The 23,275-nt window shown below is 51.3% G+C and carries 22 protein-coding genes; 17 read left to right on the plus strand and 5 right to left on the minus strand.

The window, feature by feature from the left end; genetic code table 11:
* Positions 1-7: 7 nt before the first annotated feature.
* Together EDM55_RS18760 and EDM55_RS18765 are read left to right on the plus strand one after the other, a co-directional pair.
* Positions 8-670: a sulfite oxidase-like oxidoreductase gene (locus tag EDM55_RS18760; RefSeq protein WP_122961049.1), complete on the plus strand. Its 663-nt coding sequence runs from the start codon at positions 8-10 to the stop codon at positions 668-670.
* A 1-nt stretch (position 671) separates the two neighbouring features.
* Positions 672-1,394: a nucleoside phosphorylase gene (locus EDM55_RS18765; protein WP_122961050.1), complete on the plus strand. Its 723-nt coding sequence runs from the start codon at positions 672-674 to the stop codon at positions 1,392-1,394.
* Between the two features lie 65 nt (positions 1,395-1,459).
* On the opposite strand, the gene EDM55_RS18770 is transcribed toward EDM55_RS18765, so the two are convergent.
* Both EDM55_RS18770 and EDM55_RS18775 read right to left on the minus strand, forming a co-directional pair.
* A complete protein-coding gene (locus EDM55_RS18770) occupies positions 1,460-1,786 on the minus strand; it encodes an ArsR/SmtB family transcription factor (protein ID WP_092268372.1) in 327 nt (108 codons plus the stop codon).
* Positions 1,787-1,804: 18 nt separating this feature from the next.
* Positions 1,805-3,568, minus strand: a complete 1,764-nt coding sequence (locus EDM55_RS18775) for a SulP family inorganic anion transporter (protein ID WP_122961051.1) — start codon at positions 3,566-3,568, stop codon at positions 1,805-1,807.
* A 283-nt stretch (positions 3,569-3,851) separates the two neighbouring features.
* Between EDM55_RS18775 and EDM55_RS18780 the strand changes: the two genes are divergently transcribed.
* The 11 genes from EDM55_RS18780 to EDM55_RS18830 all read left to right on the plus strand — a co-directional run bounded on the left by EDM55_RS18780 (position 3,852) and on the right by EDM55_RS18830 (position 15,006).
* A complete protein-coding gene (locus tag EDM55_RS18780; RefSeq protein WP_122961052.1) occupies positions 3,852-4,451 on the plus strand; it encodes a glycerol-3-phosphate responsive antiterminator in 600 nt (199 codons plus the stop codon).
* Positions 4,429-5,091 (plus strand): HAD family hydrolase, encoded by a 663-nt coding sequence (locus tag EDM55_RS18785; protein WP_122961053.1) that lies wholly within the window; start codon positions 4,429-4,431, stop codon positions 5,089-5,091. The genes EDM55_RS18780 and EDM55_RS18785 overlap by 23 nt, the downstream gene beginning before the upstream one ends.
* Before the next feature lie 5 nt (positions 5,092-5,096).
* Positions 5,097-6,164 carry an ABC transporter ATP-binding protein gene (locus EDM55_RS18790; RefSeq protein WP_122961054.1) on the plus strand — a complete coding sequence of 356 codons (1,068 nt, stop codon included), beginning with the start codon at positions 5,097-5,099 and terminating at the stop codon, positions 6,162-6,164.
* Positions 6,164-7,102, plus strand: coding sequence for a carbohydrate ABC transporter permease (locus tag EDM55_RS18795; RefSeq protein ID WP_122961055.1), 939 nt, complete (start codon positions 6,164-6,166; stop codon positions 7,100-7,102). The genes EDM55_RS18790 and EDM55_RS18795 overlap by 1 nt, the downstream gene beginning before the upstream one ends.
* A 28-nt stretch (positions 7,103-7,130) precedes the next feature.
* The gene (locus EDM55_RS18800; RefSeq protein ID WP_122926546.1) at positions 7,131-7,958 is read left to right on the plus strand and encodes a carbohydrate ABC transporter permease; all 828 of its coding nucleotides are present in this window, start codon (positions 7,131-7,133) and stop codon (positions 7,956-7,958) included.
* A gap of 50 nt (positions 7,959-8,008) precedes the next feature.
* Complete coding sequence (locus tag EDM55_RS18805) at positions 8,009-9,316, plus strand: ABC transporter substrate-binding protein (protein WP_092268458.1); 1,308 nt, start codon at positions 8,009-8,011, stop codon at positions 9,314-9,316.
* A gap of 22 nt (positions 9,317-9,338) precedes the next feature.
* A complete protein-coding gene (locus EDM55_RS18810) occupies positions 9,339-10,058 on the plus strand; it encodes a glycerophosphodiester phosphodiesterase (protein WP_122961056.1) in 720 nt (239 codons plus the stop codon).
* A 191-nt stretch (positions 10,059-10,249) separates the two neighbouring features.
* Positions 10,250-10,849, plus strand: coding sequence for an SET domain-containing protein (locus EDM55_RS18815; protein ID WP_092268364.1), 600 nt, complete (start codon positions 10,250-10,252; stop codon positions 10,847-10,849).
* Positions 10,850-10,947: 98 nt separating this feature from the next.
* Complete coding sequence (locus EDM55_RS18820; RefSeq protein ID WP_092268363.1) at positions 10,948-12,615, plus strand: glutamine--tRNA ligase/YqeY domain fusion protein; 1,668 nt, start codon at positions 10,948-10,950, stop codon at positions 12,613-12,615.
* A gap of 190 nt (positions 12,616-12,805) precedes the next feature.
* Positions 12,806-14,140 carry an APC family permease gene (locus EDM55_RS18825; RefSeq protein ID WP_122961057.1) on the plus strand — a complete coding sequence of 445 codons (1,335 nt, stop codon included), beginning with the start codon at positions 12,806-12,808 and terminating at the stop codon, positions 14,138-14,140.
* Between the two features lie 14 nt (positions 14,141-14,154).
* The gene (locus EDM55_RS18830; protein ID WP_092268361.1) at positions 14,155-15,006 is read left to right on the plus strand and encodes an alpha/beta fold hydrolase; all 852 of its coding nucleotides are present in this window, start codon (positions 14,155-14,157) and stop codon (positions 15,004-15,006) included.
* A 40-nt stretch (positions 15,007-15,046) separates the two neighbouring features.
* Here the strand turns inward: EDM55_RS18830 and EDM55_RS18835 are convergent, their stop codons facing one another.
* Entirely contained in the window at positions 15,047-15,709 is a 663-nt protein-coding gene (locus EDM55_RS18835; protein WP_092268360.1) for a hypothetical protein, read from the minus strand.
* Positions 15,710-15,867: 158 nt separating this feature from the next.
* Here EDM55_RS18835 and EDM55_RS18840 point away from each other — a divergent pair, with 158 nt between their 5' ends.
* From EDM55_RS18840 to EDM55_RS18855, 4 genes are all read left to right on the plus strand, one after another.
* Entirely contained in the window at positions 15,868-16,617 is a 750-nt protein-coding gene (locus EDM55_RS18840) for a gluconate 2-dehydrogenase subunit 3 family protein (RefSeq protein WP_092268359.1), read from the plus strand.
* A gap of 15 nt (positions 16,618-16,632) precedes the next feature.
* Entirely contained in the window at positions 16,633-18,354 is a 1,722-nt protein-coding gene (locus EDM55_RS18845; RefSeq protein ID WP_092268358.1) for a GMC family oxidoreductase, read from the plus strand.
* A 213-nt stretch (positions 18,355-18,567) separates the two neighbouring features.
* Positions 18,568-19,776: a trans-sulfuration enzyme family protein gene (locus tag EDM55_RS18850; RefSeq protein ID WP_122961076.1), complete on the plus strand. Its 1,209-nt coding sequence runs from the start codon at positions 18,568-18,570 to the stop codon at positions 19,774-19,776.
* A gap of 31 nt (positions 19,777-19,807) precedes the next feature.
* Entirely contained in the window at positions 19,808-20,551 is a 744-nt protein-coding gene (locus tag EDM55_RS18855) for a GAF domain-containing protein (RefSeq protein ID WP_246070842.1), read from the plus strand.
* Positions 20,552-20,669: 118 nt separating this feature from the next.
* On the opposite strand, the gene EDM55_RS18860 is transcribed toward EDM55_RS18855, so the two are convergent.
* Both EDM55_RS18860 and EDM55_RS18865 read right to left on the minus strand, forming a co-directional pair.
* Complete coding sequence (locus EDM55_RS18860; RefSeq protein ID WP_122961058.1) at positions 20,670-21,794, minus strand: M20 family metallopeptidase; 1,125 nt, start codon at positions 21,792-21,794, stop codon at positions 20,670-20,672.
* Positions 21,795-21,829: 35 nt separating this feature from the next.
* Positions 21,830-23,152, minus strand: a complete 1,323-nt coding sequence (locus EDM55_RS18865; RefSeq protein ID WP_122961059.1) for an amidohydrolase — start codon at positions 23,150-23,152, stop codon at positions 21,830-21,832.
* Positions 23,153-23,275 lie beyond the last annotated feature (123 nt).

Raw genomic sequence — 23,275 nt, forward strand, 5'->3', positions numbered from 1 at the left:
GTGCGTGATGAACAAGGCAGAACGTATCAAACGAATGAAGGTGCCGACAGTCGATCCGGCATTGGCAAAGCGTCTCCCGCCTGGGCAAGTGCTGACGGAGCGCTTTCCGATTCTCCATGAAGGTGAAGTGCCTGTCTACGACATGAACGAGTGGACACTGCGCGTATTTGGAGAGGTCGATCGGGAAGTGACCTTGACTTATCAACAGATCATGGATATGCCGCAGTCGACAGTTACCCGCGATATTCACTGCGTGACGCGTTGGTCCCGTTTTGACAATGCCTTTACTGGGGTTCGCTTCCGTGATTTCATGCAGGCGATCGGAGTGACGCCGAAAAGCTCTTACGTCATGCTGCATGGCGACCAAGGATATACGACCAACCTGCATCTCAGCGATTTGGATCGCGAGGATGTCCTGTTGGCGCATTCGTTGGACGGAGAGCCTCTGACGGACAAGCATGGCTGGCCGCTGCGTCTAGTCGTGCCGCATCTGTATTTCTGGAAGAGTGTGAAGTGGCTGCGCGGCTTTGAATTTATCGATGAAAACAAACCTGGCTTCTGGGAGCAAAACGGCTTTCATATAAATGGGGATCCTTTTTTAGAAGAGCGGTTCTCCGGAGAAGCGTTGCCGATTCCGGAAGACGAGTGGGAGAAAAAGGAGTTTGATTAAGATGCTGACGAATCTGAAGATCAATCCCGCCGAGCTGCCAAAGCGCGTCATTGTGTGTGGGGATCCGAAGCGTGCCGCTTTGATCGCGTCCAAGCTGGGCAATCACCGCCAGCTGGCGGAAAACCGGGAGTATCATAGCTACGCAGGGGAATGGAAGGGCGTTGAGGTGGCGATTGTCAGCCATGGCGTCGGTTCGCCAGGGGCGGCAGTCTGCTTTGAGGAATTGGCAAAAGGCGGAGTAGAAGTCATCATCCGTGTGGGCACGGCTGGCTCCTATCAACAGGAGATCCAACCGGGCAGCCTCGTCATCAGCACGGCAGCTGTTCGCCAGGATGGACTGACCAGCCAGCTCGTGCCTCCAGGATTTCCGGCAATCGCAAATCGCCAAGTGGCAGGGGCGCTGGTCGAAGCAGCAAAGTCTAGCAATTCCGGTCTCCACATCGCAGAAGGCATCACGTTGACGCTGGACGTTTTCTACAACGGTGTACTGGAATTCCCGCACAAGCTCTATCAAAAAGCCGGAGTACTGGCTGTTGAGATGGAGAACTCCGCGCTGTTTGTCATCGCAGCCTTGCGCGGGATGAAAGCCGGATCTATTTTGGCCATCGACGGTTTTGCTGATGCTGACCTGCTGCAGGATTACAATCCGCATACGGAAAATTTGGCCAAGGCCATTGAAGCAGAAGCCTTGATCGCGCTGGATGCCGTCATTAGCGTGAAGTGAAAAAGGGGAAAAAGCCCAGGACATTTGATAGGGTCCTGGGCTTTTTCTATGGTGTGGAGACTTCGCTAATCTTCGTTGAAACGGTCTAGCATCGAAATGGCATCAATCAGGTGGTTGTTAAAAATTTGGCGGGCCACTGACAAGAGATCTATAATCATCGGGTCACGCAGGGAGTAGGTTACTTTGTTGCCGTCTTTTGTTCCGTACACGATGTTTTTGCTTCGCAGGACGGCGAGCTGCTGGGAGACGGCTGACCCCTCACTGCCAATCAGGGTTTGAAGCTCGTTTACATTTTTGTCTCCCTCGGACAAGAGCTCCAAAATGCGAATGCGCAAAGGATGACCCAAGGCTTTAAAAAAATCAGCTTTAAACTGTTGCAGTTCTAAATTCAATGAAAGAATCCTCCATCTTTAAGAATCCGCAGGCAGCTCCCGGTTCTGGGCAGCTGCAGTCTGCCTGATGTTTCCCTGATCGGATAGTGCGGAACACTCACGAAAGACAAAATGCTGACAGCCCAGGCATTTTGCATGATTCAGTCTGGTCAGGGCACTGTCGATGGCCTCTCCGGTGTGCGCGAAATCGTTCTTCGCCCCGATTCTTTCGTAGAGGCCAGTGCGTTTCAAAAGAGCTTTGGGTTGATCCCGCAAGCCGGAAAAAAGCACCGTTCCGCCTTGCGAGTGAAAGTGCCGGACAATGCTCGCTAGACTTGCCTCCCCCGTGGTGTCCAGAAAAGGAACTCCTCCCATACGCAGAAGCAGGATACCGGACGAAGACGTAGCTTTGCTGAGGATAGACTTTTCAAGCAAGCTCGCATCCCCGAAGAACAAGGGGCCCTCAATCGTGAAGATGCTGATTTGCGGGCAGTCGTGCACGGCTGAAACCATGTGAGGCATGACCTTCTGGTGTTTGCTGTCTGGATCTGGCAGTGCTTTGGCAATCATCAGCGATCCGCTCATCCGTTTGACGAAAAGGAGAATGGCTAGAACCAGCCCAACTTCAACAGCAAGGGTTAAATCGGTAAATACGGTCAGGAGAAATGTAATCAAAAGAACGACGGAATCGCTGGTCTTGGTTTTGAGTATACGAAGAAATTCCCTGCGCTCGCTCATGTTCCATGCCACCAGCATCAGGATAGGTGCCATGCTTGCTAGCGGAATGTGTGAGGCGTAAGGGGCAAATAAGACCAGAATCAGCAAGACGATGAAACCGTGAATCACACCGGACAGAGGAGAGGCAGCGCCGCTTCTGATATTGGTAGCTGTACGGGCAATGGCTCCTGTAGCCGGAATGCCGCCGAACAGGGGCGTGATGATATTCGCGATCCCCTGACCGATCAACTCCCGATTGCTGTTATGCCTTTGGTTGGACATGCCGTCAGCCACTACTGCAGACAGCAAAGACTCGACAGCTCCCAACAGAGCGATGACCAGCGCAGGATTCAACAAGGTCTGGATGCGTTCGAGTGTGATTTCGGGAAAATGAAAAGAAGGCAGTGTGCCGGGAAAAGCTCCAAATGTTGAACCGATCGTGGCGACGTTCTCTTCAAATAATAGCACAGCTACGAGAGTGGAGATAACCAAGCCGATGAGGGAACCAGGAACTTTTGGGAAAATCCGCGGCGTCAACAGGATGAGAGCGAAGCAAATGCATGCTGTCGTGATGCTGTACAGGTTGAGAGTGGAAAGATGAAGCACGATCTCCTTCATATTGGAGAGGAAGTCCTCATGCTTCTGAATGTCGCGAAGGCCCAGAAAGTGTACGATTTGCCCACTGAAAATGATGACAGCAATTCCTGCGGTAAACCCGACAGTCACCGGCCGAGGAATGTACTTGATCAAAGCGCCGAGCCTGAGCACCCCCATGATGACAAGCAGTATCCCTGCCATGAGTCCGGCTATCAGCAGATTTTCATACCCGTATTGCATGACGATGGCAAATAAAATGGGGATAAACGCTCCAGTGGGACCGCCGATCTGAAAGCGCGACCCTCCGAACAGGGAAATCAAAATGCCCGCGACAATGGTGGTGTAAATGCCATACTCCGGTTTGACTCCAGAGGCGATCGCAAACGCCATTCCGAGTGGCAGCGCGATAACAGCTACTATGAAACCAGAAACACAATCCTTTCGAAACGACTGCATCGAATAGCCTTCGAATCTTCCTGTCCACTTCATGATAGAACCCTTCTTATCTTTGAATATTTGATTATTTGAATATAGATTATGATAAGAGTGGTTCACTCATTCTGTCAATTCACATTTCCTTTTCCCTTTTTTAACATGTCCTTCACGTTACCTTAACGCTGCTGGATTACCATTCTAAGTGACAAGTGAACAGATTCCCTCGGTTGGAGCCATGGAGAAACCCCCGACAGCAACACCCAAGCACTTTCCTCGAGAGTTCTTTGGCATTGTTGTTTCGCAGGGTTTTTTGCTATGCGCAAAGGAGGACAAACAAATGAATCCAACGGAATTCCTCGCAAGACTCGATCACTACAAGCTGATTGCTTCGGTGAAGGAAGCGAAGTACCTGGAAAAAGCCGCAGAGGCAAATCTGAGTGCAGTCGTTCTCTCCATCGGAAACATCGGGGTGATCAAAGGGTACGTCGATTTTTTCAAAAGCCGCGACATTCCCGTGTTTATCCATTTGGAGCGTGTCGGCGGAATCAGCTACGACCGGGAAGGAATCGCCTTTCTTTCCCATTATGTGAAGCCAGATGGAATCGTAACGACGAGGAATACCTTGATCAAGCTGGCAAAAAAACAAGGTCTGCTGACGATACAACGACATTTTCTGGTAGACAGCGATGCGCTGAAGTCCGGGCTTCAATCCATTCAGGAAACACAGCCTGACGCTGTAGAGCTGATGCCGGGTCTATTGCCAGAATTTCTCGAAGAATACAGAAGCATGCTGGATACCCCGATTATTGCAGGTGGCCTGATCCGCAAGCGAGAGCAGATGGAGCGTGTACTACAGCATGGTGCGACAGCTGTCTCCGTAGGTAGCCCCTCATTGTGGAAGGAGAGTTTTGTACATGATTCACGCCCTGTTGTTTGATCTCGACGGGACACTCTTGGACAGTCGAGACGCCGTGATCGATGCCGTTGCCCATACAGCAGAAAAATACGCACCCGGTCATTTTAGCCGGGAGGAGCTGCTCGGACGCTTTGGGGAATCGTTTGACGACTTTCTCGCAGCCGTAGCAGAGGCAGCTGGTATGCCGGACAAAAAAGAAGTGCTCGATGACTATTTCGCCTATGTCCGGGAAAATCACGAGCAGCATGTGAAGCTCTTTCCGTTTGTGCGCGAAGGCTTGGAGAAGCTGCTGGCGGCAGGCTATGAACTGGCGATTGTCACCAACAAGCAGCGCGAATTTGCGCTGGCCGGGCTGGAGCTGGCCGGAATTGACCATCTGTTTGCGTCGATTGTCACCGTAGACGATGTCTCCCAGGGCAAGCCTTCTGCTGAGCCTGTCCAAAAGGCGCTAGCTGAGCTGGGGAGACGCCCGGAGCAGGCCATGATGATTGGCGACAGCCGTTTCGATGTACTGGCGGCTGTGGGAGCAAACGTACAGGCAGTCGTGCTGGAATGGTATGGACCAGAAGAGTGGCAGCATGCCGTTCCGGATTACCGCTTCGTTGATTTTGAAGCCTTTGTTGGTGAGATGCTGACTGTAAAAATGCAAGGAGGGATCTGATCCAGATGGCACGAGTGGTGTTAAATCAAGTAACCAAATCATTCGCCAATCAACAGGTCGTAAAAGGGATTAATCTCCTGATACCCGATGGATCGTTTACGGTTCTGGTAGGACCTTCGGGATGCGGAAAATCTACGACGCTGCGGATGATCGCCGGGTTGGAGAGCGCAACAGGCGGCGAGATCTTGATCGGGGATCAAACGGTCAATCAGCTGCCGCCGGGAAAAAGGGACGTAGCGATGGTGTTTCAAAACTACGCCCTGTACCCAACGATGAACGTCTACGACAACATTGCCTACGGATTGCGAAATCGTGGCACCTCGAAAAAAGAATGCCAAGTTCTCGTAGAGGAAATCGCGGAGATCGTCGGCTTGACCCAGTACCTCAAACGCAAACCGTCCCAGCTCTCTGGCGGTCAGCGTCAGCGCGTGGCATTGGCGCGGGCAATGGTGAAGAAGCCAAAAGTGTTTTTGATGGACGAACCGCTTTCCAACCTGGACGCGAAGCTGCGCAACCAGATGCGGGTAGAGCTGACGAGTCTGCATAAACAGCTGGGCAGCACGTTCATTTACGTGACGCATGATCAGGTGGAAGCGATGACGATGGGCGATCAGATTGTCGTCATGAGTGAAGGCAATATCATGCAGGTGGCGGCACCACTGGAGCTGTATCAGGAACCGGACAACCTGTTTGTCGCCCAGTTTATCGGCTCTCCGGCGATGAACATTGTGAAAGATGAGGAAAACAGTGCGGTCGTATGGGGATTCCGCCCCGAGAAGGCACAGCTGCTTGCCGAGTCTGCAGCACCTGCCTCATCGATCGAGCAGCGCGTTTTGCGAGGAACGGTGATCTCGCGTGAAATCCTGGGAGCGGAGTCACTTTGCCACGTGGAAACGGAAAAAGGACGCATCGTCGTCAAAGTCGATACGGAAATTTCGATCCAAATGGGTACCCACGTACAAGTGATTGTAGATGCCGCTAACATTTACGAGTTTGATCGGGCAACCGGGAAACGGATAGGGAAAGGCGTTGGGCGAGTGGGTCAGCATGCATTGGCTGGAGGGATGGTCTGATGCACAAAGCGGTAGCTGCACCAGAGCTTTCCGGAACGAGTAATCAAGCAGCGGAAGTCCCCATCGATTGGATGGAGCGGCTTCGACCATACCTGTATGTCGCCCCTGCTATGCTGTTTTTTGCCCTCTTCTTCTTCTTTCCCATCGGCTATGTGATTTACTTGTCCTTTTTTGACTGGTCCTTGCTGAACCTGGAAGAGATGGAGTGGGTTGGGCTCGGTAACTTTACGGCGTTGATGGCGGAGGAAGATTTTTGGCAGGTATTGGGCAATACGCTCATCTATACCGTCGTCACGGTTGGCTTGGGGATCCTCCTGTCCTTTATGCTGGCGCTCTGGCTCAATCGGAAGGCAAAAGTATACGGGATTGTCCAGGCAGCTGTCTTTAGCCCGCACATCGTGTCACTCGTCTCCATCGCGATGCTGTGGATGTGGCTCATGGACCCGCAGTACGGTCTGTTGAACGCCATCCTGGAGATGGTGGGATTGCCCGGGTACTCGTGGCTGTCAGACACGAAGAGCGCGATGGTCTCCCTGATCCTGGTCAGCATTTGGAAGGGCGTGGGGTACAACACGCTGGTCTTCATCGCTGGGATGCAAAGTATCCCGAAAGATATCTACGAAGCGGCGGACCTAGACCACTCTCCCTGGTGGCGGACGCTGACACGCATTACCATTCCGATGCTTTCACCAACGATGTTTTTCTTGCTCGTCATCAATACGGTCTCGTCCTTTCAGGTGTTCGACACGATTTACATCATGACGCAGGGTGGGCCGGTCAACAGCACCAACATGCTCGTCTTTTACATCTATGAACAAGGCATGGACTTTTACAACGGCGGTGCCGCCTCTGCCGCGTCAGTCATCCTGCTCGCCATGGTAGGCTTCTTGACTTGGCTGCACTTCCGCTTGATGGAGAAAAGAGTTCATTATCGGTAAGACATTCAACCAGAAAGGAGACTCGCTCATGTTGCAAGTAGGAAGAACCGCATGGAAAACGGTAGAGTGGGTGCTGCTGGCAGCTGTCGGACTCGTCTTTGTCTTCCCGTTTCTGTGGATGTTCTTGACTGCCTTTAAAACCATGCCGGAGGTCTATCAGTTTCCACCGACATGGTGGCCCGAGTCCTGGCAATTCGAGAACTTCCGTATCGCTTGGAGCTCCGGACCGTTCGTCACCTACGTCATGAACAGCATTTTGGTGGCTGGCGGCATCTTGATTCTGCAGTTTCTGATTGCGGTGCCCGCTGCCTATGCCTTTGCCCGGTATCGTTTTCCGGGACGCAACCTGCTGTTTGGACTGAGTCTGATTGCATTAATGATTCCTTCGCAGGTTATCTTTTTGCCGGTCTATGTGGAGATGAGCCACTGGGGGCTGGTCAACACTTTGTGGTCGCTGATTCTCCCGTTTGGCGCCAGCGCATTTGGGATCTTTCTCTTGCGCCAAGCCTTCATGCAGGTACCTGATGAAGTCATCGAGGCTGCGCGTCTCGACAGTGCATCGGAATGGAAAATCATGTGGACCATCATGGTTCCGATGGCAAAGCCGGTGCTCGTCACATTTGGATTGTTCAGCTTTATCTACCACTGGAATGATTACTTCTGGCCTCTGATCATGACGAACAGTGATAGTGTGCGTACGCTGCCGATCGGGATCTCGATGCTGAAGGCAGCGGAAGGCGGTAAGCAGTGGAACGTCATCATGGCAGGCAACATGATTCTCGTCCTGCCCATCCTCGTCGTCTTTTTCTTCGCACAGCGGCACATTATCAGCGCGTTTGTCTATCAGTCCAAATAAGCGGTATCCATTAAAAGGAGGATCTATTCGTGAAAAAGTTACAGGTATCCATGTTGGCGTGTGTACTTAGCGTGACAGCAGTTCTGGCAGGGTGTGGAAGCAGCAAGGAAGCGGCAGGCACGAATACGCAATCGGGTGGAAGCACAGCGCCGCAAGGACAGACTGCGAGTGCAGGCAAACCGGTGGAAATCGACTTCTGGTATGCGCTCGGCGGCAAAAACGGGGAATACATCGAAAAGATGGTCAAGGACTTCAACGCCTCGCATAAAGATATTGTGGTAAAGCCCGCGTATCAAGGTAGCTACTATGAAAACCATTCCAAGGTACTGGCCTCTGTATCTGCCGGGAACCAGCCTGATGTGACCATGGTAGAGGTAGGCTCGATCGGTGCATTCGCGGATGCGAAAGTGCTGGAGGATCTGGGACCATACGCTAACGGAGCGGAGAAGAAGTACATTCCTGGACTTCTGGGGAACTCCTACTGGAAAGACAAACTGTACGCCATTCCTTTCAACCGCTCGACTCCGCTCTTGTACCTGAACCGCGACATGCTGAAGGCAGCAGGACTCGACCCGAATGGACCGAAAACATGGGAGGAGCTGCGTCAATTCTCTCAGGCTATGACGAAAAAAGAAGGAGACAAGACAGCTACCTACGGCTTCTCTACTCCAATTGACATCTGGTTCTACGAAGCGCTTGTATTCCAAAGTGGCGGTAAAATCCTGACGGACGACAACAAAGAGCTGGCGATCAACACAGAAGCGGGTAAAGCGCCGTTGGAATTCTGGACAGGTATGTTGAAGGAAGGCGTCATGAAGGCCCCTCCAGGTGAGAAGTACAACGCATGGGATGTTGCCAAACAGGATTTCCTCAATCAACAAGTCGGCATGATTTTCACTTCGACAGGGGACTTGCGCTCTTTGAAGGAAAATGCCAAATTTGATTTGGGAACAGCTTTCCTGCCAGCGAACAAAAACTTTGGTGCACCAACAGGCGGAGCGAACCTGGTCATGCTGGCTAAATCCAGCGATGAAGAGAAAAAAGCTTCCTGGGAATTCATGCAGTGGATGACAGATACGAAGCAAACGATTCCGTTCTCTCTGGAATCCGGCTACATGCCTGTAACGACCGAAGCAGTCGAGTCCGAAGATATGAAGAAGGCCTATGAAAAAGAGCCGAACTTCCAAGTGGCAGTAAAGCAGCTGGAATACGCTTCTCCACGTCCGATGGTACCTGGCTATAAAGAACTGCAGGAAGTCATCATGACCGAGATCCAGCGTGCCGTTTTGGGTCAGGCTAGCGTAGACGAAGCCATCCAAAAAGCGACGGAAAAAGGACAAAAGCTGCTGAAAAAATAAATAGGTTTGGGGAGTGAGCAACATGAACATTTGCATGGCACACCGCGGTTGGTCAGGCAAGGCACCGGAAAATACGATGGCGGCTGTACGCCTCGCATTGGCAGAGCCAGCGATTTTTGCAATGGAGATTGACGTGCAGCTATCCAGCGACGGAGTTCCTGTGCTCATCCACGACTTTACGCTCGGACGCACGACAAATGGCAAGGGTCTTGTAAAGGATCACACGCTGCAACAGCTGCGCGAACTGGATGCAGGCAGCTGGCTGGACGAAAGGTTCACAGGAGAGCGCATCCCAACGCTGGATGAGGTACTGCAAGCTGTCAAAGGTCGCTGCACGCTGAACATCGAGCTGAAAGCGACGAGCGACATGTATCCGGGGATTGCCGAGAAGGTATTGGCTCTCTTGGAGCAGCATGATATGAAGCAAGAGGTCTACATCACGTCTTTTGACCACGAGCTGATTCGTCATGTGCGTACGCTGGATGAAACCGTGGTAACTGGTCTGATCGTAGGAGGCCGTCCCGTGCTGATGCTGGAGCAGCTGCAGGAAGCGGGAGCGAATATCCTTTCCATGGGCTATCCGTATTTGACTAAAGAACTGGCAGTGGAAGCGATTGAAAAAGGGTATAAGGTGGTTGCATGGACCTTGGATGATCCAGAGCACATCCGTACAGTGATGTCGTGGCATCCAGACGTACAGATTTGCACGAACCATCCGGATCGCATGCTTGAGTTTGTGTAAAAGTATAAAAAGGAAAAGCCGCCTGTGGGAATGTCTCAGGCGGCTTTTCTTGTGCAAGAACGTGAGCTGGCTAGCTAGTCCAATTCAATGGCAGGTATTTCCCTCGGTTTTTTCACAGTCAATCGTACACCTCCATTGACCGAACTGCTTATGATAAGAAAAAGGCAGCTTCGCCAAGGAGTGACTGCACCATGATGCATCCCGATACCGAGTTGCGCTATATCAATGATCAAATCGGGTATGGCGTGTTTGCGACCAAATTCATTCCCAAAGGGACAATCGTGTGGGCGATGGATGATCTGGATCAGGTATTGGATCCGGCATTCGTGGAAACACTGGATCCATTACGAAAACAGGACGTGCAGAAATATTCGTTTAAAAATCAGTTCGGAAAGTACATCCTGTGCTGGGATAAAGCTCGATACGTGAACCACAGCTTCCACGCGACATGTGTAGCGACGATGTACGATATGGAGCTGGCTGCACGTGACATTCATCCAGGAGAAGAACTGACAGACGATTACGGAACGTTGAACTTGGATGAACCCTTTGACTGTTTACCGGAGGAAGGCACGGATCGTTCGAGAGTGATGCCAGACGATCTGCTGCGCTACTATCGACAATGGGATGAGATTGCAGCGGGAGCGTTCGAGCATTTCAATCATGTGGATCAACCGTTGTTACATCTGATACGTCCCGAGCACAGGAACAAGCTGAACGCCATTCTGAATCATCATATGCCTGTAGATTCTGTGATTCAGCTCTATTACCGGCCTCCATCAAGAGCATAACTGCGCGAGTGTTTGACATCGGGCCGGTCACACGGCCCGATTTTGTTGAACTATGGAAGGAGAATCAGTATTATGGAATGTAAAGGTGAAGTGAAAGGTTGATTTCATTGGAAAACAAGGTAGCGTCATCTAACTTTATCCGAAATATTGTGATTGATGACTTGCAGGAAGGCAAAGTAAAAGAAGTCATTACCCGATTTCCTCCAGAACCGAACGGGTATCTTCATATTGGACATGCGAAAGCAATCATCCTGAACTTTGAATTGGCTCACGAGTTTTCCGGGAAAGCACACTTGCGTTTTGACGACACGAATCCGGTTAAGGAAGATACCGAATACGTCAATGCGATCAAGGAAGACGTGAAGTGGCTGGGCTTCGATTGGGACGGGCTGTTCTTCGCTTCTGATTACTTTGAGGAAATGTACAATCGTGCCGTTCTCCTTATCAAAAAGGGAAAAGCGTACGTGGATGATCTGTCGCCAGAGGACATGCGCAAGTACCGTGGGACATTGACGGAGCCAGGCGTGGATAGTCCTTTCCGCAATCGTTCTGTGGAGGAAAACCTCGACCTGTTTGCACGGATGCGCAACGGTGAGTTCAAGGACGGGGAAAAAGTTCTTCGTGCCAAGATCGACATGGCTTCTCCAAACTTCAACATGCGCGACCCGGTTCTCTACCGCATTTCCCATGCCTCCCACCACAACACAGGGGATAAATGGTGCATCTATCCGATGTATGACTTTGCTCATCCACTGGAGGATGCCATCGAAGGAGTGACACACTCGCTCTGTTCCCTGGAGTTTGAAGACCACCGCCCTCTGTACGATTGGGTAGTGGCGGAGTGCGAAATGGAGCATGTGCCGCGTCAGTATGAGTTCGCTCGTCTGAATTTGACCAATACCGTCATGAGCAAGCGGAAGCTAAAGCAGCTCGTGGACGAAAATATTGTAGATGGCTGGGACGATCCGCGCATGCCTACCATTGCAGGATTCCGCCGCCGCGGCTACACACCTGAGGCGATTCGTGCGTTCGCTCGCGAAGTAGGGGTAGCCCGCAGCAACAGTACCGTCGATGAAAAAATGCTCGAGCACTTCATCCGGGAAGACTTGAAGCTCAAAGCGCCACGCACGATGGCTGTCTTGAACCCGTTGAAGGTCGTCATCACCAACTACCCAGAGGGCCAAGTGGAAATGCTGGAGGCAGAAATCAATCCGGAAAACGAAGAAATGGGCAACCGTCAAATTCCGTTTTCCCGCGAAATCTACATCGAGCAAGACGATTTCATGGAGAACCCGCCAAACAAGTATTTTCGCCTGTACCCTGGAAACGAAGTGCGCCTGAAAAACGCGTATTTCATTAAGTGCAATGACGTAATCAAGGATGCAGATGGCAACGTGATCGAGATCCATTGCACCTATGACCCGGAAACGAAGAGCGGAAGCGGCTTTACCGGACGCAAGGTCAAAGGAACCATCCATTGGGTGGAAGCTACGCAAGCGGTTCCGGCTGAATTCCGTTTGTACGAGCCTTTGATTCTCGATGAAGAGGAGAACGAGGGGACGTTCCTGGATAACATCAATCCGAATTCCCTCGAGGTGCTGAAAGGTTTCGTAGAACCAAACATGAAGGAAACAAAACCGCAAGACAAATATCAATTCTTCCGCCATGGCTATTTCAACGTGGATTCAAAGGATACAAACGGTGACAAGCTCGTGTTCAACCGCATCGTATCGCTGAAGAGCTCGTTTGAACTGCCAAAGGCGTAACGGGAAAATGCAACGGCAATAGAGAGACGCTGCTGGTATGGGGAACTGTGCCAACAGCGTTTTTTTAACGTATAGGAATTTATAAGCTTTAGGCTTATGAATTCCGGAGCGCATGACGAAGTGGTTTTAGTGGATATTCAGTTCATAATAGGTATAATTATTCATATTGTGAATAAAAGGGGGACAGGTAGTGAACGGAACAACGGAGCTTCAGCGCAGTTTGAAATTATGGCATATCGTGGTGATCGGTCTTGGATATATGGCGCCAATGGCTGTTTTTGATACGTTTGGCATTGTAGCACAAGAGACGGGAGGACATGTCCCGGCAGCGTATGCCGTTACCCTGCTCGCGATCTTGTTTACAGCCGCAAGCTACGGGAAAATGGTGCGCGTCTTTCCTTCCGCAGGGACCGCTTACACGTATACGCAGGAGACGATTCATCCCTATGCTGGATTTTTGGTGGGATGGGCCTCTTTGCTGGACTATTTGTTTTTACCGATGATCAACGCGCTCTTAACCGGTGTGTACCTGTCATCTGTTTTTCCTGATGTCCCGACACATTGGTGGATTGTTGGCTTTATTCTTCTCATAACCTTGTTGAACGTATTTCGGGTCACCGTGACAGCATCGGTGAATTCCTTTCTGGTATTGTTTCAAATATCGGTTGTGGTTGTTTTTGCGGGATTGGCGATTCGCGGCTTGATGGGGGGAGGCGGAATCGAGCAGGTGTTTACGGTGCGCCCGTTTTTTTCGCCGGATTTATCGTTTGCGGCGCTGCTTTCGGGAGCCTCGATCCTTTGCTTCTCTTTCCTCGGGTTTGATGCGGTGACGACACTGACGGAGGAAACGGTCGATGCGAAGAAAACTATCCCCCGAGGTATTTTCCTCGTCGCTTTATGTGGTGGAGCGCTGTTTATCACAGCATCCTATTTTTCACAGTCGCTGTTTCCAGATGCTTCGGTCTTTTCTGACCCGGAAGCAGCGTCAGCAGAAATCGCCCTTTCGATCGGGGGAACGATTTTTCAGCTCGTCTTTTTGGCAGCTGCCTTGTCGTCTACATTGGCATCCGGGCTTGTTTCCGTCACCAGTGTTACACGTTTGCTGTACGCGATGGGACGGGACGGCTACCTGCCGAGAAAGTGGTTTGGCTATATTCACCCCCGCTTGAAAACACCGTTGTACAATGTTTTGTTGGTCGGCCTGCTGATGACGGGGGCGCTGTTTTTGGACTTGCTCACGGCTACATCATTTATTAACTTCGGGGCATTGATCGCCTTTAGCTTTGTCAATCTCAGCGTCATTGCTCATTATGTATGGAGGCAAAAGCGCTTGCGGGTGACCCAGTGGTGGAGCTATCTTCTCTCGCCGTTAATCGGAGCCACGTTTATTGGCTTTTTATGGGTCAATCTGGATATCAAGTCGATGATTCTCGGTTTGATGTGGACATTTGTGGGCTTCATCTATCTGCTGTATCTGGTGAAAGTGAAGCACACCAAGCTGGAGCGAATGAAGTTCGAAGGGTAGCGGGGGGAACATTCATGGACCGGTCTGTATTTACGTCGATCAAAACGGTGGAAAGAGACGGATTTGTCATGGAGTACGGACTTGCTGGGCATAAACATGCGCCCACGCTGCTGCTGCTTCATGCCATCCGCAATACGAAAATGCTGTTTGCCGGGATTATCCCTGATTTGGCTGCTCATTTCCGCATCGTAGCGGTCGATCTGCGGGGACACGGACATTCTGTGGAACAGTCGACCTTTTCTTTTGATGCCATCGTAGACGATTTGATTGGATTGCTGGATGCAGAATCACTTGATCAGGTAACAGTGGTAGCTTCCTCGTTTTCCAGTGTGCCTGCGCAGATGCTGGCCGCTCAGCGACCGGAGCGCATCGCCAGACTCATCCTGCTGGACGGAGGCTATTACCGGCTGGGAGAAGTGCCTGGCTTCCAGCTGGATCAGGTCGTGCAACGCTTGTCATTAGCGCGGTTTTCCAGTGTGGAGGAGGCAGAGCGGCAATTTGCGGATCGCTATGGAGAGGGGAAGCTGCCAACAGGCTGGATGACATCCGAGCTGGAGGGAAAAGAAGATGGCAAGCTGGGGTACCGTTTGCCGCGAGAGGCATTTATCGGCTATTTTAGCGACTACGCTGCGTTTGATAAAGACACGCTCTTCCACTCGATCACTTGTCCGGTTCTGGTGCTTCTCGCAGATGAGCGATTTTTGCCTGACGATGAACAGCGAGCATTTCACCGGGCGGCAGTCGTTTTTTATCAACAGGCTGTAAGACAAGCAAAGATTCACTCCATCCCAGGGGCGCTGCATCTCTTGATGGTGTCACATCCAGAGGAAACCGTGAAAGAAATCAGATCGTTTCTTGCAAAGTAAAGGGACAAGCCAAATGCTTGTCCCTTTTTTGTTTGCGTTTTTATTGCTTTGCTTCACGCATGAGTTTGTTAATCGCTGGTGCATTGGCATCCTGCCCGGTTTCACGAAGGTGCTTTTTTACCTGCTCGAATGCATCGATTCCTGGTTTGGAAGTGACAGTCAGTACACGCGTTTTTTTGCCGTACAGCTTGTGAATTTGTGCCCGGGCTTGTGAAAGAGTCGTGTTGAGATCGCTTCGGCCCAAAGTACCGGCCGTTCCGGGTGTCGTATGTTCATTTCCGCGTGCCGAGCTGCCAGTGAAATTGCTGAGAAGATGCGTTTGCATCGGATCCATCTGATTGACCGATTGGCTTCTTACTGTCGCTGGGCAAATGACGACTGCGTCCTTGAGAACCAATGCTTGAATGCCATGAACGCCAGCTGCATTCAATTGTGCCTCGAGCTTTGTAGAAGGCCCGTCGCTGTGGAGGTGGGAGCTTCCGATGCTGCTGTAGACATTGGTGCCCATTCCGTTAGAGGTAGTCCCGAGTGAGTTGGTGGTCACTTTCTTCTCTCTGTCTACGCTGGGTATGACGATATCGCCAGGTGCTGCATGATTCTGCGTCCGTGCCGGCTGTGGCTGTGGTGCAGCCTGATTGTTACAAGCGGTCAACAGAAGCACCAGACCCAATCCAGTCCCCATCCATTTCCCAATTCGATTCATGTTCGATCCCTCCAAAGTTGCTTTCTACATACTTTTATCCTGCGCTGTCGATTCTCTGAGTATTTGAGGAGGTTATTGGAAAAAATGTAGGCAGAGCTTGTTTAGTTTGTCGAAAAAATGCACAAACAGGTGAATAGAGACATCAGGAGGTGGAAGTGTTGGCACAATCAAACAACGGAAGTGAACAACCAGTATCACGGAGGAACTTTCTGAAAAACTCCGGGCTTGTGCTCGGTGGACTGGTTGTGGGGGGCGTAGCAGGCAGCCTTCTCAACAGACAGCAAGCACCTGCACCGCAAGTTCCTGGAGCAACACCTGCTCCGGCAGCCGATTTCAATCAGGCATTGATGTTCTTCACTCCCGAGCAGTTCAAGGTAGTCGATGCAGCCTGCGAGCGAATATTCCCCGAGGACGAGAGTGGACCTGGGGCAAAGGCGCTTGGAGCAGCATACTTTATCGACCATCAGCTGGCAGGAGATTGGGGCTTTAACGCACGCGATTACATGCAGGGTCCTTTTTATCCCGGGGAAGTGACGCAAGGCTACCAAGGCAGGCTGAAGCGGCGGGAGATCTTCGAAATTGGTATTCAAGAAATGAACAATTATAGCAACAGCACGCAGAAGAAACGGTTTTATGAGCTCACTCCGGAGCAACAGGATGCCGTATTGAAGGCATTTGAATCCGATGAGGTCAAATTGACCACGATTTCTGCCAGTGCGTTTTTCAAAATGCTTCGTGCGAGTACGCTGGAGGGCATCTACTCAGACCCTCTTTACGGTGGCAACAAAAACATGGATGGCTGGAAAATGAGGAATTACCCAGGTAATCAAATGGCTTATACCCAAGTTATCGAGAAGGACGAGTTTGTGAAGATGGCCCCTTTGAGTTTGCGGGATCATCAACATTAAGGGGGACAAACCAATATGGCCAAAAAATTGCCGAAAGTCGACGTGGTCATCGTAGGGGTTGGCTGGGGCGGAGGAATTATCGCATCTGAGCTGACCAAGCAGGGCTTGACTGTCGTCGGTCTGGAACGAGGAAAAGAAAGAAAAACAGAAGATTACTTCATGGTGCACGATGAGCTGCGCTATGCGATGCGCTACGAAATGATGCAGGACTTGTCCAAGGAAACCATCACGTTCCGCAGCAAAACCAGTGTGCGGGCACTTCCAATGCGTTCGTACGGATCCTTTTTGCTAGGGACTGGCTTGGGCGGCTCAGGTGTTCACTGGAATGGGCAGACCTTCCGTTTCCTGCCCTATGATTTTGAGATCCGCAGTAAAACCATTGAGCGTTATGGAGAAAAGAAAATTCCGGACGGCATGACGATTCAGGACTGGGGTATTACGTACGACCAACTGGAGCCGTACTTCGACAAATTTGAGCGGATGGCGGGCATTTCTGGTGAGGAAAATCCTCTGGGTGGCAAGCGCTCACAGCCGTATCCAACGCCGCCGATGAAAATGACGCCCAGCATTAAAATGTTTCAGGAAGCGACCAAAAAGAAGAACCTGCATCCTTATATGATGCCGTCGGCGAATCTGTCGGAAGCCTACACCAATCCGGATGGAGTCTCGAGGGCAGCTTGTCAGTACTGCGGTTACTGCGAGCGCTTTGGCTGTGAATACGGAGCCAAGGCAGATCCGGTCGTAACCGTTATTCCGATTGCGAAAAAGACAGGGAAATTCGAAATTCGTACCCACTCTCATGTTCGGCGCATTTTACATAATGGAAAAAAAGCGACAGGTGTCATGTACACGGATGTAACCACGGGGGAAGAACTCGAGCAGCCAGCGGATATCGTTGTGTTGACCAGCTATGTCTTCAACAACGCGAGACTGCTGCTCATGTCCAAGCTGGGGCGTCCCTATGATCCTGCGACGGGCAAAGGTGTCATCGGAAAGAACTACGCTTACCAGGTCATCCGTGGGGGAGCAGTCGGCTTTTTTGACGATAAGGAGTTCAACCTGTATGCGGGCGCAGGCGCTCTCGCTATGTGTCTCGACGATTATAACGGGGACAACTTCGATCACAAAGATCTGAACTTCATTCATGGAGCAAATATCAGTCTTTCGCAGCTGGGACTGCGCCCCATCGCAAACAACAAGGTTCCAGAAGGTACACCAAGCTGGGGGAAAGATTTCAAGGCAGCGTCTCTCAAGTATGCGAACCGGTTCCTCTCGGTGGGGGCGCAAGGAGCTTCGATGCCGTTTCGACACCACTTCCTGGATTTGGACCCGACTTACAAAGACGTATTTGGCGATCCGCTCATACGCATCACGTACGATTTCGAAGAACAGGATCGACAGCTTGCCGCGTATTGTGCGGATAAGTGCGGTGAAATTGTCAAGGAAATGGGAGCCACCGAAAAAATTGAGATTAATAAAAAGCTGGGACCGTACGATATCACCCCTTACCAATCCACGCACAACACAGGTGGCGTAATTATGGGAGCTTCGCCGGATACATCAGCTGTTAACAACTACCTGCAAATGTGGGATGCCGAAAATGTGTTTGTAGTGGGTGCGTCCTCATTCGCCCACAATAGCGGTTACAACCCTACAGGAACGATGGGTGCTCTCTCTTACCGAGCTGCGGAAGGCATTCTGAAGTACCGGAAGAGCGGTGGAGGCATCATCGTGTAACGGGCTGTTTCCTTTTTTGCAAAACGAAAATGCAGATGTGAGAAAAGTCGTTGGTTGAACTGACGGCTTTTTTTCATTGCTTATTCATTGATCTTTGCATCCTTGCGAAAATGGCAAGGAAGTAAAAAGTAGGAATGCTTATTTCATGCGCTTTTTGCCTTTGGCACAGTCCTTGCTATATCAATGCTTTACCAGAGAATAAAGGAGAGACGAATCATGACGAACAAGTGGGGATTGGATACCGCCATCATTCATACAGCACAAACGCCTTGCCAAAAGACAGGAGCTGTGGTGTCGGCGGTCGTTCCGGCTGTGGCCTACGCATTTCCTGACGCGGATGCGGTAGCGGCATGTGTTGCCGGGCAAAGGGAAGGCACGTACTACGGACGCTATGGAAACCCAACGATCCAGACATTGGAGGAAAAGATTGCTGCATTGGAAAATGGAGAAGCAGCTTTGGGCGTCAGCAGCGGGATGGCGGCCATTTCCGCGTCTTTGCTCGCTTTTCTCCAGCAAGGCGACCATGTCGTGTGTACGCGAGACGTCTATGGAGGAAGCCACAAGTTTCTCACGACGTTGGCCCCTTGCTACGGTATTCAAGCTGATTTTGTCGATTGCACCGATCTTGCGGCAGTGAAAAAGGCCTTTTTGCCCCAAACCAAGGTACTGTACCTCGAGACGCCATCGAACCCCTGCCTGACCGTTTTGGATATCACGGAATTGTCCCGGATCGCCCATGAGCGTGGGATCACAGTCATTGTGGATAATACGTTTATGACTCCCTATTTGCAAAGACCACTGGAGCTCGGAGCAGATGTCGTCGTGCACAGTGCCACGAAATATTTAAATGGACATGGAGACGTGATTGCCGGATTTATCGTGGGCAAACAAGAGCTTATCCAATTCATGCGCAAGCACATCATGGGTGATTTGGGGCAAAACTTGAATGCCTGGGATGCCTTTCTGATCCTGCGTGGCTTGAAAACATTGGGCCTGCGAGTCAGACAGCACGTCCAAAATGCGGAGGCAGTAGCGCAGTTTTTGGAGAAGCATCCTGCTATCAGCCGCGTATATTACCCGGGACTGGCTTCCCATCCGCAGCATGAGCTGGCGAAGCGGCAAATGGCGGGCATGGGAGGGATTGTTTCCTTCGAGGTCAAAGGGGGATACGAGGCAGCCAAATCTTTCATTAACGCCCTGCGCCTCGCTATGATATCGTTTAGTTTAGGAGACCCGGAAACGTTGGTGCAGCATCCGGCTTCCATGACGCATTTTTCCATTCCTCCAGAGGAGAGAGCCAAGTTCAACATCACGGACGGCCTGATTCGACTCTCTACGGGGTTAGAAGATGCAAAGGATATTATCGGAGATCTGGAGCAAGCACTTTCTCCTTTATTGACAGCTGCCGCTGCACATCAGTAGGGAATAGGAACGGAATGCAGGAGGGCCGATCATGACCGAATTTTCCCGCATAGCGGATTTCATACAGTCATACGCAGACAATATTTCCAAGGTGCTGGGACTGGATGTCACCATTTTGGATGAACAGGGCATCCGTGTGAGCGGGACCGGCTACTACCAGGAACTCATTGGGCTGCCTGCACCGGAAGGATCGTTCTTTCGGATGATTTTGCAGACCGGGCAGCCGGGTATGATTTTTGATATGAAAAAAAACGAGTCGCAGTGTATGAACTGCAAGTTTTTACAGCAATGCCGGGAGCTGGCCACGATCGGTTTTCCTGTGCACAAGCGGGAAAAGACAGTTGGAGTCATCGGGATCATCGGTTTCTCACCCGAACAAAAGGAAAAAATGCTGCATCACTCGGAAAAGTGGACGCCGTTTTTGCAGCATATCAGCTCTTTAATCGAGCACAAGCTGCTGGAGCTGGACGCCGAGCGGGAAAAGAGCTGCCACATCCAGGAGGAAGTTCCGGAAGCCTCTGCACCTCCTGTTTATTTCGCACAGCTGATTGGGGCAGAAACGGGTTTGCGGGATGTGATAACCAAAGCGAAAAAAGTAACGAACAGCATCTCAACGGTTAGCCTGGAGCAAATGCTGGCCGACTACGAGCGCTCCGTGCTGCAGCGATACTATGCAGACAGCTCTTTTGCTCAGGATAAGGCAGCCATCGCCAACGAGCTGAAAATCAGTTTGTCCACTCTTTATCGGAAGCTGGAGAAGTACGGATTGGAATAGGAAAGCCAGCTTTGCTCGAACAAAGCTGGCAGATAGACAGAGTAGAGCTGAACAATCAGCTCTATTTTTTGTGCAGAAAAGAGTTCCTTATGTAGCCTATTTCTCACCCAGCTTACATTTACAATCGGGTCATCAAGCTGGCAAGCAATGCAGCTCGCACGGGAAGCTGGTCGATCAGGATGTGCTCGTATTCGGCATGGGGGCCATCACCCATAGCGCCTAAGCCATCGAGCGTGGGTACTCCCAGGGCGGCCGTAAAATTTCCGTCGCTTCCGCCGCCGACATGCGCTTCGGTGAGGGTCATTTCCAGTTCATTGCCGCATTCCGTTGCGAGGTGGAACAGCTTTTCCGTCTGGGCTGTGCGCTCCATGGGAGGGCGGTTTACATTCCCCGTAATCTGCAGAGTAGTTCCTTCGAGAAAAGGAGTGGCTTGAGTGATGAGATCGCTTATTCTCTCGGCCTCTGACAGCCGGTTGATGCGCACGTCGATATCGAGAAGGGCGCTTTCTGCCACTACGTTGGTGCGATTCCCGCCGCTTGCTATGCCGACATTGATGGTTGTTCCTTTGCTGTAGTCAGTCAAGCCCTGCAAAAACAAGATCTGGTGGGCCATTTCTTCTACTGCGCTGATGCCCTCCTCATGGTGGTTTCCGGCGTGGGAGGCTTTGCCCTTGATGCTCATAGTAAAGTGGCCGACACCTTTGCGGGAAGTTTTTAAGGCTCCCGAATTTGCTACAGCAGGTTCAACGACCAATACAACTTCACTTTTTCTGGCTTCAGCCTCGATGTATGCGCGCGAGCTGTCACTGCCTGTTTCCTCGTCACTGGTGCAAAGGAAAACGACTTTTTTCTGCAGGGCGACTCCGAGATCTTTGCATGCCTTCACAGCCCAAATCGCCTGGATGATCCCGCTTTTCATGTCCAGGATGCCGGGGCCGTATGCTTTGTTGCCTTCGACCCGATAAGAGAGTCTCCCGATGTCCCAGACGGTGTCCATATGGCCGAGAATAAGAATTTGACTGTCTCCGTCCCCATAGGTAAAACGCAGATGGTTCCCGGTCGTATCCATCGGAATGACTTCGGCGGTAAGGCCAAGATGCTCAGCGAACAGGGATTGAAACACTTCACCGCAGCGGTCGACGGCTTGTTTGTCTTGCGTAGGGGACTCAGCTTTGACGACGCGTTCCACATCGGCCAAGATATGATCCTGATTCTCTTTCAAATAATGGAGCAGTCCCGACATAATCGCATTCCTCCTGTTTTTGTGTATAAGGTCTGTTAGGCATTCACTTTAGACAGAGGTAATTCGTGCGTATGCAACGCGCAGAGAGCCAGTGTTTTCACCGCAATTTTCATGACCTCTTCGTCGATATCGAATTTTTCATTATGATGTCCGGCTGCAAGCGTGGTTCCAAACACGAGATAGGATGCGAGACCACCGATTTGCTTTACGCGCTCCATCAAATACGTGGCATCTTCTGAGCCGCCTGCTGATGTCGTATCCACGATCGAAGCGACATCCTTCACTTTGCTTGCCTGCGCCCGGATGTAGGGGAGCAGCTCCGGACTCGGGTCGCTGCTGCCTGCTTTGCCAACGATATCGATTTGGGACTCAACCCCGTACATCTTTGCCGAACCGTGGATGATGTCAATGGCGCGGGAGAGGATATACTCGTTCACTTCACTTGTGTCGCCTCGGGTTTCCAGCTTGAACGAGGCATGGTTCGGAATGATGTTTCGGCCGCTCCCTGCTTCCAGCACCCCAACGTTGATCCTGGAGTTGCCGCCGCTATGACGGGTGATGGAGTGCAAATTCATGACGGCTGACGCTGCAGCAAGCAGAGCGTTTCTCCCTTCTTCCGGATTACCGCCGGCATGCGAGGCGATACCGGTGTAGACTACATCCATTTTGGTAGTGGCCAGATAACCATGCGTTCCACAGACGACTTCTCGCAGGGGGACTCCAGTACCTACATGGCAGGCGAACAAGAAGTCAACATCATTGGCAACGCCGGCTTCCACCATGGCTTTTGCGCCGCGAACACCTTCCTCAGCAGGTTGAAAGATGAGCTTTACACGGCCGTGGAGTTCTTCTTTGCTTTGACTCAGGACGTAGGCCAGTCCCAACCCAATTGAGGTATGTGCGTCATGGCCGCAAGCATGCATCATTTTGTCGTTGATGGAAACGAACTCTCCTGCAGCTGGAGCGTGATCCAGGGCATGGGATTCTTGTAGATCGAGGGCATCCATATCTACGCGAAAGGCCACCGTGGGGCCAGGTCTGCCAGAGTCCAGAATCCCGACTACACCCGTAAAGCCACCCGACAAGAGCGGGATCCACTCTGCGACAGCTCCTTGTGAGAGGGCCCGTTGTTCCTGGGCTTTAAGAAATGCAAGGGGAGGCACACCCATTCGGGCATCCTCAGCAATGACTTCCCGCCCAGCTTTCACCTCAAAGCCCCATGAAGCAAGCTTGCTGGCCACCATGCTGGCCGTGCGAAATTCCACCCATCCTGATTCGGCGTACTTGTGGAAATCACGCCGCCATTCCTGGAGAGAGGGATACAGTTCTTCTACGAGACCATCTACCTGTCTTTCCATCGTCAAATTCCCCATTTCGAGCTTGAATTTAAAGAATGTTTTCTGAATTTTTCTCTTAATTAAATTTTAAGTGTTCTGCATTATTTCAACAAAACCTGCAAAACTACTAAAAATAATCTTTTT

The sequence above is a fragment of the Brevibacillus centrosporus genome, assembly GCF_003710815.1.
GTDB classification, from domain to species: domain Bacteria; phylum Bacillota; class Bacilli; order Brevibacillales; family Brevibacillaceae; genus Brevibacillus; species Brevibacillus centrosporus.